Genomic DNA, 15,000 nt, shown 5'->3' on the forward strand with positions numbered 1-15,000 from the left:
TTCCTAGTTGTAAAAGTTTGTAAAAGGTTTTGTTGATTTTATGGTTTCTTTTTGTATTAATGATAATTTATGAAATTAAAGTTTAGATTACTATTTCCAACCGTTACAACGCATAAATTGTTTCATTGAAGCGGTTGTTTCTTTTTTAAAAGTTGATGATCGATTATAAGATAACAACTTCATGAGTAAGGGATAATCTGTTCTGTTTTTAATTTCTGTAGATTTATACTTTTGTGCCCAAGCTAAGAGCATATCTTTTATTTGTTTAGCACGGTTATAGTTATTCATAATGATTTTTGCACATTCAATACTAATACTATCTTCTTTAATTTCTTTTAGATAGTTAGCTATAGTTTCTTTTTTGTCTTGAGATACATTGAATAAGGGACCCTGTAATCCAGGAGTTCCAAAATCTGACTTAGCAACAAATAGCTTAGCTTTATCAATATAACTAAAACTATTTATCTTTGAAACTGTTTGTATATATATTTTAACAGCTTCAGCATGACCATTATCTAAGGCCATATATAATCCAGGGACATCATTTGTTTTAGCTTGAATAAGTTGGTATTTATAATCGATAGGAATATTCATATTTGCAATACCATCGATATAAGCCTTAACAGCTTCAGCATGACCATTATCTAAGGCCATATATAATCCAGGGACATCATTTGTTTTAGCTTGAATAAGTTGGTATTTATAATCGATAGGAATATTCATATTTGCAATACCATCGATATAAGCCTTAACAGCTTCAGCATGACCATTATCTAAGGCCATATATAATCCAGGGAATTCATCTGATTTAGCTTGAATAAGTTGGTATTTATAATTGATAGGAATATTTATATTTGTAATACCATCGATATAAGCTTTAACTCCATTAGCATGACCATTTGATAAAGCCATAAATAATACAGGAGTACTATTAGTACCAGAACAGCCTGAAATTAATTCATACTTATTATCTATACTAAAACTATTTATATTAATTATTGCTTCGATATAAGTTTTTATTGTCTCAATATGACCATTATGTAAAACAATATGTAGACTCGGAAAGCCATTTTTTTCAGCTAGAATAAACTTTTTTTTATCTATTATAGTCATATTTGATTGGGCTATTATCTCAATGTATTTCTTGACTGTTTCAGTGTGACCATTTTGTAAGGCTAAATATAATCCATTAGTATTAACTTTATTCTTATTAGTTAATAAATAATATTTTTTAGTTCTTAGGATATGTTCAGTATATTCCTTAACAGCTTCATGATGACCCTCGCTTAATGCTATATATAATAAATCTTGGATATTTCTATCAGTAAAGTTATTAGTAGTTTTATCAAAAGGAGCTTTAAGATTACTTAATGATGAAATATCTGTAAATTCTAATATGCAAACAGCTTTATCTTCTGACACAACTCCGTCAAAGCAAGCTCTGTATATTAGATTAAATGCCTGATCTGCATTACTTATAATTGAATGTTGGTTGTGATTTATTAGATAGATAGAATTAAATGATTTACTTTTTCCGATGGCTATAATGTGTCCAGGCCTTGTGATTGAAAAGGCTATAGATTTATTAGAATATAAAACTTTATGGTAAATCTCAGATATTTTTGCTCTAGTTAATAAGCAAACATCCTTTGATTGTAAGAATATTTTTTGATACCTTTCGTCATTACCTCCAAAAAAGTTAGTAGACCTCTCATAGTCTTGATACTCAATATGATAATGACTCTTTCCAATAGATTTCAAATCTAGCCCGTGATAGATTTGAATACCATCTAACCAATCTAATATGCTTAATAGCCGATTATCATTATCTGTTAATGTTTCTCTAGTTAATTTATTTGTTCTTTTATTATATGCAGTATTTATATCAAAAATTAATGCCTCTATAGCCTTATCTTCACAGCCATATTTATCAATATAATTGTTTATTAGATTAATTCGATAAATGTAACTATCAACTTTATTTCTAATAATAGCTTGTATACCCATAAATGCTATACCATAACACATTCCGCCTTCATCTATTTTATAGCTTAAAGCTTTTTGTAGTTTGAGTAGATTCATTTTTTAAAACTTAAAAGATTAAATATTTTATAAGAAAAATATTAAACAAAATACCTCTATATAATATTTCCTAGTTGTAAAAGTTTGTTGCTTTTTACAAATTATAATTTATGGGTATATATATCACTTTCACAAGCAGTTTTTTTATAGTTTTAAAGAGAAGTTAAAAGTAGTTATAATATTAGAAATGATTTATCATATATTACTAACTCCTAGATTTTTCGATAAATAATACTTTAAAATAAAAGGATATCTATTAATTCAGTATAATTAATAAAACTTGGAAATATTTTTGTATATTTAAAGTTTAGAATTATGAGTATAGATTTTATTTATGATTTAATTAGGTTCTGTGCACAAAAATAAATTCTCATCGAAGCCAAATAAAAGTACAAGCTAATTTAATCATACCCAGATATGCTGAAATGGTTTTATCAAACCTAGAAAATACTCTTCTAAAATGCTTAATTTTAGAAAAGAAATTCTCAATCAAATGTCTTTCTTTGTATATTTGAATATCAAAATCTATAGGGTTTATAGTATTTGATTTGCAGGGAATAACAGCTTCAGAGGATATATTTTGAATATGTTCTCTAATTTCATTAGAGTGATATGCTCTATCAGCGATAACTTTTGTATTATATACCTTCTGTAGTAGGTCTATTGCCACTTTACTATCATGAGTTTTACCTTCTGACAGTAATACTTCCAGCGGGTTGCCTAAAGCATCGGTCATAGCATGAATCTTGGTGGTTACTCCACCAACTGATCTACCAATTGCTTGGTTATCATTCTTGTCATATCCTGTAGCACAGGCATGTGCTCTTGCTATCGTTGAGTCAAGCATAACTTCTTGTAAATCAGGATTTTGCACTGACTTAAATAATTTAGAGAATATGTCTTTATCACTCCAATCCTTAAAACGCTTATGTATTGATCTATATTTACCATAATAAAATGGTAACATTCTCCATTGGCAGCCTGTACGTAATACATAAAATACTGCTTCAATAAACAATCTTAATTTGTCTTCATCATTGGTATGTATACCTTTTTGTGATTTTAAGAATAATAAAATACTTGACCAGAATACTTCTTTTATATGATAATGCATTTGCTAAACCCTTGGTATTTATTGTCTTTCAACTTCTAAATAACAACGGTTTAGCTATTTTCAATCTAATTTAGCTTTTTTTGTGCACAGAACCTAGTAAGATCTTCTAAGCATTTTTTCTACTTCACCAATATGAGTCTCTTCCTCCACTATTAGCTTTCTAGCATATTCTTCTAGGAGTACAGATTTTCCTTCTACTAGCTTTAGTAGCTCATAATAGTAGTCTTTTGCTTTATTTTCATGCTCGAGGCTTTCTCTTAGGATGTTATCAATATTATGCTGGTATGTTTCGCTTAATTCTGCAATCTCTAAAGAAGGGTGGCCATCAAAATGAGTAATCATTTCACCTGCTTCAGTCGCATGGGCTAAGCTCTCTTTTGCTTGTGATTGCATCCAGCTTACGATTGGTATTCTATTGTGACCAATTATCATAAGAGAATAGTGAGTATATCTTACAACACCAGCCATTTCTGTTTCTAATATTTTATTTAGAATTTCAAAAACTTTATCTTTATTTTCTAATTGCATAATGATTCTCCATTGCTATATTTGTTTAAACGAGTATTCTAGTAACTTAAACCTCCCTTGATTATTGTTAACAACAAAAGATTAGATGTACTTTTGCGATAAGGAATCAAAAGTTTATTATTATCCTTGCTAAGTTTAATATATTACAAATTTCTAAGTGAAACAAAGCTTTACTTTTGCAATACCTTAAAATTTTTTTAAAAAAATGTTTATCTCTTAAGTATAAATAGTAAATATACAAATTGGTGATTTAAAATTATAATATAAAAAATATTGCTAATAGACTTATAAATATGCTACATTATTATACTTTTTTAGATATAAGACCTATTTTTAGAAACTTGACATAAAAATTTACTCCAAATTAGAAATAAAATCAATAATTATATTAATTAAGCGTTAAAAGCTATAAACAGGCTAGAATATAAAATTTAATGTTTATATATTATTTTATATTTAAAAATATAAGGGTGTTTAATGGCTAGAAAATTCAGTGTTCTTACCAACAGTAAAGAGGTTAAAGAATTAGAAGATTTGATAAACAAATACTATAAGCCAAGTGAGTATAATTGTATGATTGAATCTCATCTATCAGATGTGTTACATCGAGTTAGTAGAAGTTGTGTTAGAGATAGAATAAAAGAGCTATGGCATGGTCTAAATAATACTGTGGGTCATGAGATAGGCTTGGTATATAATACTATTCAGAATGAAAATACAACTCTTAGGTTAAACACTTCGATAATAGCTAATATAGCGGCAAATGATAAAAACTCAGATTTAGTTAAGTCACTTCAGAAAAATACAGATATCATAATTAAGTTTAGACAAGTAGATATAACAAGTAATAATTCACTTTAATCTAAAAAATAAAAATTTATAAAACACTAAATATTTAATAGATTTAAAATAATAAACTATCGCTGTAAGCATATTTTTTTACAGCAAATAAGTCATTATAATAGTACAAATTTATTAAAAACGTATAGGTTATGAGTAACTCTGAAAAGAATAATTTTATTAAACAATTTCACGATCTTGTTGATAATGGAGAGTCTGTATCTACGGCGGTTAAAGTAATTAAGTCTCAAACAAGAGATTTCTTTATATTAAAATATGTAAATGCTTATCAAGTAGCTAAAGAATCACTCAATTATTCAAAAAAATCTCTTAATAACTCTTTCTATAAAATATAGTTTTCTCGGATTTGATAAATATTCTTTTTAGTTTATCAGCTATCTGATATAGGTCAAAAAAGCTTATTAAAGTTTAAATTTGTATATCTGCTAGATTTATTATTATTTTATATATTCTTTTATGCTAATAATGAGTATATACCTTATGGTATAGCATTTGGTAGTAATTCAAATATGTTTTCTTAGGAGTATATAAGTTGGTCATCGTAATTTAACTCAATTCTTGGTAAAGGTGGTTATTATGAAAAATATAAATATTGAAGGTATTGTTGCTTATATTCCAACACCATTTGATAAGTCTGATCAAATAAGTTTAAAGGGTTTAGAGATTCTTATTGATAGATTGATTAAAAAAGGAGTAGATGCAATCTCTCCTTTAGGAAGTACAGGTGAAAGTGCCTATCTGAGTTTAGATGAATGGAAGAGTGTAACCCAAAAAACTGTTGAATTTACGAATAAACGAGTTCCTGTTATTGTGGGCGCTTCTGATATGACAACAGCAAATTGTATTGAGAAAGCTAAATATGCTCAAAGTGTAGGAGCAGATGCTATTATGGTGATTCCAATGATTTATTGGAAATTATCTGAAGATGATATTTTTAATCATTATAAGCATATTTCAGATGCAATAGATATTCCCATAGTTGTTTATAATAATCCATCAAATAGTGGCTTTGATATGAAACCTAGCTTTATTGCCCGTCTTTTTAACGAGATAGAAAATGTAAAAATGGTAAAAGACTCTACAGGTGATATACAGAGAGTGCATGAAATTCGTTTACTTACTGAAGATAAATTACCTATTTATTGTGGCTATGATCCTATTGTTGTAGATATGCTAATATCCGGAGCAAGTGGTTGGTGTACAGCTGCTGCAAATATTATTCCAGAGTTAAATATTGATCTTTATAAAGCTATTAAAAATAAAAGTTTAGCTCAAGCTTATGAACTTTTTAATAAGCAATATAGATTCCTAAAATTTATAATTGAAGAGGGAGGTTTATCAAAAACAGTTAAAAGTGGATTAACTTTTATGGGTGTTAATGTAGGAAACCCACGTTTGCCTATTTCCCCACTTTATCAAGATAAATTAAATGAGCTAAAAATAATAATGACGGAATTAAATATAGTAGGTTAGCTAGTTTGAAATAGAGTAATATTTTTATTTGATATAATCATGCAGAGCGAAGGGTATATGCTTAAGTAATATCTTTTTGATATAATTTTAATATATTAAGGCATTTTAGGGGAGTGCATTATGAATCTAAAAAAAGAAGCTGAAAGAATATACTTTATGGATATTTCAGTAAAAGAAAAAATTAGGCTATTAGAACAAAATGCTGCAGATTGTTATGAAGAAATGGCAGCAGTTGAGCAGAATATGCATCCAGAAATATCCCATGAAGCAGATGAAGGTCTAAGAAAAACAAATGATTATTTAGATCAATTAAAGAAAAAGCTGTAAAAAATTGAAAGATTCTTAACGAAGCTTTTGTATTTAGTGATCCTTAGATGGGCTACGCTAGGATATGAAAAAAATAAAAACTTTAATATATCAAAAGATTAGTAGCTTCTTATTATTTAATATCAGCCAGCCTAGGATATCACCACTATCTGATTATAATAAATTGGTTAAACATCTAGAAGTATGCGATGTCATTCTTGTAGAAGGTAGAAGCCGCGCAGCTAGAGCTATCAGTGTAATTACAAGAAGTATTTGGACTCATTCAGCACTTTATATAGGTAATTTTGAGCAGTTAGCAAAGGATATTCAGGAGTTAGTTTTAGAATATAATCCTAAGTTAGGGTCTGGACCACTTATTATAGAGAGCAATATAGGTGAAGGAGTTGTTATAAAGAGTTTAAATATTTATTCATCAGACCACTTAAGAATTTGTAGACCAAGAAATATTTCCAAAATCCAAAAAAATATAATTATTAATTATGCACTTTCTGAGTTGGGCCTACCTTATGATAATCAACAAGTATTTGATTTAGCTAGATTTTTCTGTCCTTGGTGGATTTTACCAAGAAAGTGGCATTCTAGTTTATTTAATCATAATGCACAAAATCCGACGAAATTAACCTGCTCTTTACTAATTGCAACGGCATTTATCAAAGCAAAGTTTCCTATTTTACCATTGTTAGAGAAAACAACTGATGGAAAACTAAAAGTCCATACTAGAAATCCCAGACTATTTGTTCCTTCTGATTTTGATTATTCACCTTTTTTTGAAATTATAAAGTATCCTATTACTGGATTGGAAGACTTTAAGAGTTAGTTATGCAATATTACTTATTTATATATATTTATCAGTTTTAATATGAAATATGCTGTTATTTTAGATGAATAGTTCATATTTGATAATCATATATTTATTTTATACTTTAACTATACCTTAGACTAATTTAGTATACTATTTAGAATATGAAGTCCTTACTATTTATATACTTAAGGTTATCTAAGATGAGTAAATTTAAAAGTTATATTCCTATTTTAGTCTTGATACTAGGTTTAATAATATTTTTTGCTTTAGGTGGGCAGAAATATCTATCTTTAGCAGCTATAAAGCAACATTATCAAGATTTAGTTGCTTGGACAAATTCTTATTTTTGGCTTAGCTCATTAGTGTTTATTGTTGTGTACATTATAGTAGTAGCATTTTCTATACCTGGAGCAACGATTATGACTTTGTTAGGAGGTTTCTTATTTGGTTTGTTCCCAGGTGTGATTTGGGTAAATCTAGGTGCAACTATTGGCGCTTGTCTATTATTCTTAGCTGTTAAAACAGCATTTGGTGAAACATTAAAAGCAAAAGCAAAAGGTAGTATTGAGAAATTGCGTAAAGGCTTTGAAAATGATGCTTTTAATTACTTACTGATACTGCGTTTGATACCTTTATTTCCATTTTTTGCAATAAATATAGCTTGTGGGGCTGTCGGTATTCGCTTATCAACATTTTTCTGGGCAACTTTATTAGGGATTATACCAGGCTCATTAGTCTATACATGGGTTGGTACTGGATTAGGTTTTGTATTACGCCAAGGTAAAGAGTTAGACATGGGTATTATCTTTGCACCTCAATTTATTCTACCAATAATTGCATTAGCAATATTATCGCTTGTTCCAGTCATATACAAAAAAATCAAAGGAGCTAAGGCATGAAACAAATAAGAACAGATATTTGTGTAATTGGTGGTGGCTCTGGTGGCCTATCTGTTGCTGCCGGAGCAGTGCAAATGGGTGCAAAAGTTGTCCTTTGTGAAGGTGGGAAGATGGGTGGTGATTGTTTAAACTATGGCTGTGTACCATCTAAAGCCATGATTGAAGCTTCAAGAATTATACATAGCTGTAATAAAGCTAAAGAGTTTGGTATTGATATTAAAAATTTTGAAGCGGACTACAAAAAAGTACAAGCTCATGTTGCTAATGTGATAGCAAAGATAGAACCACATGATTCTATTGAGAGGTTTGAGTCTTTGGGTGTAGATGTTATCCAAGATTATGCTCATATTATAGATAAAAAGACTGTCCAAGCTGGCGATATACAGATCAAAGCAAAATATATAGTCTTAGCTACTGGTTCACGAGCAAAAATATTTCCAATAGAAGGTCTAGAAGATATTGATTATCTAACAAATGAGACAATTTTTAGTTTAGATAAACAGCCAGAGCATTTACTTGTGATGGGAGGTGGACCGATTGGAGTTGAGTTAGCTCAAGCTCATGCCCTGTTAGGTTCGAAAGTAACAATCCTTGAAGCCGAATCTAATATATTAGGACCAGTTGACAATGACTGTAGGCAGGTGCTATTAGATGAGTTTAAAAAGCTTGGTATAGATGTAGTTACAAAGGCTAAAGTTTCAAAAGTTTCTAAACAAGATGCTCAAGTAAAGCTAGAAACTAATATTGGCAATTATAGTGGCTCTCATCTATTAGTAGCTACTGGAAGACAGCCTAATATAGAAAAGCTTAACTTAGATAAAGTTGGTATTAAACACTCTGCTAAAGGGATTAATGTTGATACGAGATTACGGACTAATTATAAAAATATATATGCAATTGGTGATTTAGCTAGTCAATATCAATTTACTCATACAGCGGGTTATCATGCTGGAATTGTTATTCAAAATATTTTATTTAAGCTACCTGCAAAAGTTAACTACTCAAGTTTTCCATGGGCTGTATATACAACTCCAGAGATAGCTCATACCGGTATGCCTATTAAACAAGCTAAAGAAAACGGTGTAACAATATTGACACTATCATATGAGAGTAATGATAGAGCTCAGGCAAATCTTTCAACAAATGGCTTACTTAAGATAGCTGTTAATAAAAGAGGTTATATTCTAGGAGCTAGTATTGTAGGGGACCAGGCTGGTGAGCTTATTACTCAGTGGACATTGGCGATTAAAAACAAACTAAAAATCAAGCAAATGGCTTCACATATTGTGCCATATCCAACTCTTAGTGAATTAAACAAGCGTATAGCTGGATCATACTTTACACCGTCATTATATAGTGAAAAAGTTAAAAAAATAGTTCGTTTTTTATTAAAGTTTTAATCAGGAGTATTATGCTAGAGCAAAGTGTCAGACCTTGGTTTCAAAAGTATTTTATAAATGCTGTAGCAACATCACTATCAGCTTTAAACATAAAGCCAAATACTTTAACTATACTATCTCTTATTACAGGCTTTATAAGTGCTATATTAGTCTTATGGGTACCATGGTTAGCTGTGGTATTTCTTTTAATATCAGGCTATTTAGATGTATTAGATGGTAGTGTTGCAAGATTACAAAAATCTAATTCGCCATTAGGTACAATGCTCGATATTTTATCTGATCGTTTTGTCGAGTCTTTTATTATTATCGCGATTTTTATTTATCAGTTAGAGATTGCTTGGGTTGGATTGATAATGATGATGTCAATAATTGTCTGTATAAGTAGTTTTTTACTTGTTGGAATATTTAGTCAGCAACAATCATCAAAGAGTTTTTACTATTCACCAGGATTAATGGAGAGAGCTGAGACTTTTATATTTTTTATTGTGATGATTTTATTGCCATCTACTGTACTACTTCTTGGGATTTTATTTACTATTTTAGTGTTATGGACAACTTTTTATAGAGTTTATGAGTTTCATAATCAAACAAAGGTTTAAAAAATGAGAAAAATAAAAATATCCAAATATTTTCTATTAGTTATATTAGCTTTAATAACTACATCTTTAAATGCTGCACCAAGTGCACAATTGTGGGGTTATTGGGATAAGTCAGATCAGTCATCACAGGCAAAGATTGATTTTAAGCCGTGGCAGGATTTCTTAGATAAATACGTTGTACAGAAAGGGAATCAAACATTTGTTAATTATAGTGCGGTTTCAAAAAAAGATAAGCAAATCCTTAATAAAGCAATAAATACGTATTCTAAGTTAAATATTTTGAAATATAATAAAAATCAGCAGTTAGCGTATTGGATAAATATGTACAATATGCTGACTATCCGAGTTATTTTGCAATATTACCCAGTTAAATCAATTACAGATATTGATAAGAGTTGGTTTGGATATTCAAAAGTATGGGATCAAAAAGTTATTAAAATTGATAGTAAAGAATTAACTCTAAATGATATTGAACATCGGATTATTCGTCCAATATGGCATGATCCAAGAGTTCACTCTGCTGTTAATTGTGCTTCTATTAGCTGTCCTAACTTATCTAAAGAAGCTTACCAAGGTAATCAAATAAATGCACAATTAGATAAGTCTTTTGCAACTTGGATAAATAGCTCCAAGGGTTTTGAGTTAAAAGATAATAATATTTATATATCAAAAATATTTGATTGGTATGGTAGTGATTTTGGTGATCAGGCACAGATGCGTCAGTTTATTGCTAAATATCTAATAACTAAAACTAAAAAAGAAGCAATATTGAATGAAAATAAAACTATTTATTATCAAAATTATAATTGGAATTTAAATCAGCTACCTATTTATGAAAAATAATAACTCACCAGTATCAAATTATTATACAGCAGGTAAAAAGGTAGGCTTTTTTGCTCTAACAGCAACTTTAGTTATGACTGAGCTAAACACTTCAACACTTATTGGTTTCTCTAGTCTTGGTTATAATTATGGTTTTTCAGCAATCTCACTTGGCTTAGTGTTTTTGTTTGGATTATTTTTCTACGCTATTACAGTAGCAAAAAAATGGAAGAATTTTGATGCAATAAGTGTTACAGAGTATTTTGGCTATCGCTATAATAAAGCTTTTGGTATTTTTGCAGCTATATGTCTATGGGTTGCAATGTTAGGTTTTGGAGCAAATTTTATTCATTCAATAACTGTATGTTTAGAAGTGATATTTCCAGGACATTCTAAAGCGTTAATTACTTTTATTGCTTGTTTGGTAATGTTTATAGCAACTATTAACTCAGGACTTAAATCAATTATTCAAATTGACAAAATAAGTTTTGTTTTATCTTTGATATTGTTTTTGTTTTTATGGTTTTATTTTTACAAATATGGTCAGCAAGGTATTATTATAAATGTCAAAAGTCATGCAGGTTTACCAATTTCATTTAGTTTGTCTCTAGTAGTATTGACTTGTTTTACTTATATTTTGTCGCCATGGTATGGCCAAAAGATTTTCTCTGCAAAATCACCTAAAGTAGCTTTTTACGCAATGCTTGTTACAGCAATATTGGTTAGTTTATTCTATGTAGTAGCTATTTTTATTACAGCCTCTTTTTCTAAACGGTTAGATCTAGCAAATCCAGATTTAGCCTTAGCAAGTATCATTGCAGGGAAGTTACCATTAGCTATTCAGATTTACTTTTATATAGTGATATTTTTGATTGCTACAACAACTATTGCTGCTCTATGGAATACTATGGCTTCAGTAATTTTTGCTCATAGTAATTGTACAAAAACTACTAATTCAAATAGAGTTTTAGTGCTATTTATAGCTATCTTAAGTTATCTAATCGCAACATTTTTTATTGATCATATCCTTGATAAGATGCTACTTTTTAATATACCTATAGCAGCATTATCTTTTAGCCTAATATATGGTTTTTATGGGAAGAGCAAAAATTTTATAGGAGCTATACTAAGCACAATAGTAGGAATAGTTGTTGCAGTAGTGTTATATTTAACTTTTGATCAGGCAGTATTTGTATTTTATTGGGCTTTTGTATGTATTCCGATTATTTTTGTAGTTGGTCTTTTACCTGTGATTATAGAAAACATAAGTAAGAAGTAACTCAATTAAATATTTCTACTCTAAAGAAAGGTTTCTACTCTAAAGAAAGGTTTCTACTCTAAAGAAAGGTTTCTACTCTAAAGAAAGGTTTCTACTCTAAAGAAAGGTAGGGGGACTATTTTTGATTTGGTTTATAGTATTTAGGTGTAAATTCTATGCCATACTTGACATTCATCCACATTCTGCTTATGAAACTTTGCATCTTAGCGTCATGAATATTTAAGACATACATTTTCTTAATCATCTCATCCGTAGGTCTAATATTTGTATCATCAAACATTTTACTCATATATTTTTCATTTTGAGTTACGCCATTTGGTTGATATATGTAGTTACTATTTTGTGCTGATACATAAGGATCTAAAATATAGTTCATTAATGCATAAGACTTATCTAAATCCTTAGCTCCTTTAGGGATCATTAGCATATCAAACCAAATATTAGTACCTTCTTCAGGGATTACATAGGCAAGAGTGACATTAGGATTTATCTCTTTAGCTCTTTGAACTGAACGAACCACGTCACCAGAGTAGCCCATAACAAGGCATAGATTACCTGCTGTAAAGTCATTTTGATATTTGTTACTATCAAAGTATTTAATGTATGGACGAACATTTTTGATAATATCTAAAGCAGCTTTCTCATACTCAGCTTTACTATTTGTATTTGGATCAATACCGTGGTAATGGAAATAGTTACCAAAAATTTGTTCAGGTTCATCAAGAAGAGAAACCCCACATTTAGAGACCTTCTTTAGATATTTTTTATTAAAAACATATTTCCAACTATTAGGAACAACTCCCTTTCCAAGAACTGCTTCAATTTCTTGCTTGTTATATGCTAATCCTGTAGTTCCATAAGTATAGACAACAGCATACTTGTTACCTGGATCATTGATTTCAGAAATTTTATCATAGATAGCTTTATTACGATATTTTAAGTTTGGTAATTTAGATTTGTCTAGTTTTACAAGGGCATTTGAAGCAATTTCACTATTTAGATAAAGCGCACCTTGCTCAATTAGATCAAACCCTGATGATCCTGTCATAACTTTTGCTCTAGTCATATTATCATCAGATGTATATATATATTTTACTCTAGTATTTGATAGTTTTGAGAAGCATGGAATTATATTTGGTGATATATAGTCAGCCCAGTTTGTAAAATTAAGAGGAGTTTTCTCTTTTGATGGTGTAATAGGGTTTTTAAGTATTTTATTACTACAAATATATGAGCTATCATTAGCATAGCATAGGCTTGTAATGCTTAATAAAGCACTAATTACAAAAAACTTCAGTTTCATAAAAGTCAAGGTAAGTGTGGTTGTTATAAAATTACTTTAAGTATATACTAAAGCGCGTTATTTTCTAAAGAAAAAATAAGCGATGGAACAGGTAGTAAGTAGTAAAAAATTTGGTCTAATAAGGCTAGTGATGATAAATATCATTGCAGTAGATAGCCTTAGGAATATTTCTATCACAGCACAAGCAGGTTGGATAGTTGTAACTTTTTATATATTAGCAGGTATTTTCTTTTTAATTCCCTGTGCATTATTAACAGCTGAGATGTCTACAGGATCTTCACAAGAGACTGGTGGTATCTATATATGGGTTAAAAAAGCCTTTGGTAAAAGGTTAGGCTTTTTAGTTATCTGGTTGCAATGGGTATATAACTTAGTGTGGTTTCCATCTATATGTGGATTTTTTGCTGGTATTATTGCTTATGTCATAGCACCTTTTACAGGTCAAGCAGCAAATGAGTTGGTAGCTAATCCATGGTATATGATATCAATGAGTTTGGTAATGTTTTGGAGTGCTACAGCTATAAATTTATTTGGTGTTAAAACATCAAGTACAGTAAGTACATTAGGTGCTATTATTGGTACGCTTTTACCAATGTTTATGATTATTATAATAGCTATTATATGGTCACTATCGCATAGTTCAGAGATTGTGACACCTAGTGTTTCAGATTTTGTTCCATCAGGAAATAATATAAGTAGTTGGGCTTTATTTATAACAGTGATGTTTAGTTTATTTGGCCTTGAGATGAGTGCCATACATGCTGCAAATGTTAGAAATGCTAAGAAGAACTTCCCTAGAGCATTACTAATTTCAGGTTCTGTTATTTTAGGATCACTTATTTTATCAAATATAGCTGTAATATTAGTAAGTAGTCAGCTACAGATTGGTGATGTTGATATCGTGACTGGATTGATGGTTTCTTTTCATTATTTCTTTAGTCAAATTAATATGCCATGGATGACTTACATTATAGCTATCACATTGATATTTGGTGCTTTTACGACTACTTCAGCTTGGATTATGGGATTATCACGAGCTTTTATGGTGGTGAGTAACGATAATATCTTGCCACAAATCTTTGGCAGAACTAATAAAAATGATGCTCCAGATACAATGCTAATTACTCAAGCACTAGTTTTTACAGTATTTTGTTTTTCATATATCTTTATGCCATCAGTAAATGAAGCATATTGGTATCTTAGTGATTTAACTGCGCAATTAGCTGTTATCGCTTATATTTTAATGTTTATAACCGCTGTTAAACTTAAAATTAGCCAACCTCTACAAGAGGGACAATATGAAATATTTAGAGGATCAATTGGTACTATAATAATGGCAATTCTAGGATGTATAGGGTGTGTTGTAGCTATAATTGTAGGCTTTATTCCTATAGATAATATTGATATGTCTGTGACTAAGTTTGATATGTTGTTGATAATAGGGATCGTAGTGGCATTAATTACTCCTGCAGTTATTACGATAAAAAAGGATATATAGTCAATAAGTACTC

At 29.7% G+C, this 15,000-nt stretch carries 15 protein-coding genes; 11 read left to right on the forward strand and 4 right to left on the reverse strand.

Annotation, left to right across the window (positions count from 1 at the left end; translation table 11 throughout):
• Positions 1–90 precede the first annotated feature (90 nt).
• The 3 genes from FIP56_RS03105 to FIP56_RS03115 form a co-directional block, all read right to left on the reverse strand.
• Positions 91–2,082 (reverse strand): ankyrin repeat domain-containing protein, encoded by a 1,992-nt coding sequence (locus FIP56_RS03105; RefSeq protein ID WP_192577508.1) that lies wholly within the window; start codon positions 2,080–2,082, stop codon positions 91–93.
• Between the two features lie 370 nt (positions 2,083–2,452).
• Entirely contained in the window at positions 2,453–3,196 is a 744-nt protein-coding gene (locus FIP56_RS03110; RefSeq protein WP_192576991.1) for an IS5 family transposase, read from the reverse strand.
• A gap of 93 nt (positions 3,197–3,289) precedes the next feature.
• Positions 3,290–3,724 (reverse strand): ferritin-like domain-containing protein, encoded by a 435-nt coding sequence (locus FIP56_RS03115; RefSeq protein ID WP_192577509.1) that lies wholly within the window; start codon positions 3,722–3,724, stop codon positions 3,290–3,292.
• A 477-nt stretch (positions 3,725–4,201) separates the two neighbouring features.
• On the opposite strand from FIP56_RS03115, the gene FIP56_RS03120 reads away from it, so the two are divergent.
• The 10 genes from FIP56_RS03120 (at position 4,202) to FIP56_RS03165 (ending at position 12,186) form a co-directional block, all read left to right on the forward strand.
• Positions 4,202–4,585: a hypothetical protein gene (locus FIP56_RS03120; protein WP_192577510.1), complete on the forward strand. Its 384-nt coding sequence runs from the start codon at positions 4,202–4,204 to the stop codon at positions 4,583–4,585.
• Positions 4,586–4,716: 131 nt separating this feature from the next.
• A complete protein-coding gene (locus FIP56_RS03125) occupies positions 4,717–4,920 on the forward strand; it encodes a hypothetical protein (RefSeq protein WP_192577511.1) in 204 nt (67 codons plus the stop codon).
• A gap of 241 nt (positions 4,921–5,161) precedes the next feature.
• Positions 5,162–6,058, forward strand: a complete 897-nt coding sequence (gene dapA, locus FIP56_RS03130) for a 4-hydroxy-tetrahydrodipicolinate synthase (RefSeq protein ID WP_192577512.1) — start codon at positions 5,162–5,164, stop codon at positions 6,056–6,058.
• Positions 6,059–6,178: 120 nt separating this feature from the next.
• The gene (locus FIP56_RS03135; protein ID WP_192577513.1) at positions 6,179–6,385 is read left to right on the forward strand and encodes a hypothetical protein; all 207 of its coding nucleotides are present in this window, start codon (positions 6,179–6,181) and stop codon (positions 6,383–6,385) included.
• A gap of 64 nt (positions 6,386–6,449) precedes the next feature.
• Complete coding sequence (locus tag FIP56_RS03140) at positions 6,450–7,202, forward strand: YiiX/YebB-like N1pC/P60 family cysteine hydrolase (RefSeq protein ID WP_192577514.1); 753 nt, start codon at positions 6,450–6,452, stop codon at positions 7,200–7,202.
• Positions 7,203–7,387: 185 nt separating this feature from the next.
• Complete coding sequence (locus tag FIP56_RS03145) at positions 7,388–8,086, forward strand: VTT domain-containing protein (protein ID WP_192577515.1); 699 nt, start codon at positions 7,388–7,390, stop codon at positions 8,084–8,086.
• Complete coding sequence (locus FIP56_RS03150; protein WP_192577516.1) at positions 8,083–9,486, forward strand: FAD-dependent oxidoreductase; 1,404 nt, start codon at positions 8,083–8,085, stop codon at positions 9,484–9,486. Before FIP56_RS03145 ends, FIP56_RS03150 begins: the two co-directional genes overlap by 4 nt.
• Before the next feature lie 11 nt (positions 9,487–9,497).
• A complete protein-coding gene (locus FIP56_RS03155) occupies positions 9,498–10,085 on the forward strand; it encodes a CDP-alcohol phosphatidyltransferase family protein (protein WP_192577517.1) in 588 nt (195 codons plus the stop codon).
• A gap of 3 nt (positions 10,086–10,088) precedes the next feature.
• Positions 10,089–10,928, forward strand: a complete 840-nt coding sequence (locus tag FIP56_RS03160; RefSeq protein ID WP_192577518.1) for a DUF547 domain-containing protein — start codon at positions 10,089–10,091, stop codon at positions 10,926–10,928.
• Positions 10,918–12,186, forward strand: a complete 1,269-nt coding sequence (locus FIP56_RS03165; RefSeq protein WP_192577519.1) for a sodium:solute symporter — start codon at positions 10,918–10,920, stop codon at positions 12,184–12,186. The genes FIP56_RS03160 and FIP56_RS03165 overlap by 11 nt, the downstream gene beginning before the upstream one ends.
• Positions 12,187–12,301: 115 nt before the next feature.
• Here the strand turns inward: FIP56_RS03165 and FIP56_RS03170 are convergent, their stop codons facing one another.
• A complete protein-coding gene (locus tag FIP56_RS03170; protein ID WP_192577520.1) occupies positions 12,302–13,489 on the reverse strand; it encodes a polyamine ABC transporter substrate-binding protein in 1,188 nt (395 codons plus the stop codon).
• Positions 13,490–13,571: 82 nt separating this feature from the next.
• On the opposite strand from FIP56_RS03170, the gene FIP56_RS03175 reads away from it, so the two are divergent.
• A complete protein-coding gene (locus tag FIP56_RS03175) occupies positions 13,572–14,987 on the forward strand; it encodes an APC family permease (RefSeq protein WP_192577521.1) in 1,416 nt (471 codons plus the stop codon).
• Positions 14,988–15,000: the final 13 nt, after the last annotated feature.

The sequence above is a fragment of the Francisella sp. LA112445 genome, assembly GCF_012224145.1.
Lineage (GTDB): Bacteria > Pseudomonadota > Gammaproteobacteria > Francisellales > Francisellaceae > Francisella.

Bases quoted from the DNA above. Each gene is read 5' to 3' on its own strand.
- FIP56_RS03110 (WP_192576991.1), bottom strand. From the start codon at position 3,196: ATGCATTATCATATAAAAGAAGTATTCTGGTCAAGTATTTTATTATTC.
- FIP56_RS03105 (WP_192577508.1), bottom strand. From the start codon at position 2,082: ATGAATCTACTCAAACTACAAAAAGCTTTAAGCTATAAAATAGATGAA.
- FIP56_RS03170 (WP_192577520.1), bottom strand. From the start codon at position 13,489: ATGAAACTGAAGTTTTTTGTAATTAGTGCTTTATTAAGCATTACAAGC.
- FIP56_RS03160 (WP_192577518.1), top strand. From the start codon at position 10,089: ATGAGAAAAATAAAAATATCCAAATATTTTCTATTAGTTATATTAGCT.
- FIP56_RS03165 (WP_192577519.1), top strand. From the start codon at position 10,918: ATGAAAAATAATAACTCACCAGTATCAAATTATTATACAGCAGGTAAA.
- FIP56_RS03145 (WP_192577515.1), top strand. From the start codon at position 7,388: ATGAGTAAATTTAAAAGTTATATTCCTATTTTAGTCTTGATACTAGGT.
- FIP56_RS03120 (WP_192577510.1), top strand. From the start codon at position 4,202: ATGGCTAGAAAATTCAGTGTTCTTACCAACAGTAAAGAGGTTAAAGAA.
- FIP56_RS03135 (WP_192577513.1), top strand. From the start codon at position 6,179: ATGAATCTAAAAAAAGAAGCTGAAAGAATATACTTTATGGATATTTCA.
- FIP56_RS03150 (WP_192577516.1), top strand. From the start codon at position 8,083: ATGAAACAAATAAGAACAGATATTTGTGTAATTGGTGGTGGCTCTGGT.
- FIP56_RS03175 (WP_192577521.1), top strand. From the start codon at position 13,572: ATGGAACAGGTAGTAAGTAGTAAAAAATTTGGTCTAATAAGGCTAGTG.
- dapA (WP_192577512.1), top strand. From the start codon at position 5,162: ATGAAAAATATAAATATTGAAGGTATTGTTGCTTATATTCCAACACCA.
- FIP56_RS03125 (WP_192577511.1), top strand. From the start codon at position 4,717: ATGAGTAACTCTGAAAAGAATAATTTTATTAAACAATTTCACGATCTT.
- FIP56_RS03140 (WP_192577514.1), top strand. From the start codon at position 6,450: ATGAAAAAAATAAAAACTTTAATATATCAAAAGATTAGTAGCTTCTTA.
- FIP56_RS03115 (WP_192577509.1), bottom strand. From the start codon at position 3,724: ATGCAATTAGAAAATAAAGATAAAGTTTTTGAAATTCTAAATAAAATA.
- FIP56_RS03155 (WP_192577517.1), top strand. From the start codon at position 9,498: ATGCTAGAGCAAAGTGTCAGACCTTGGTTTCAAAAGTATTTTATAAAT.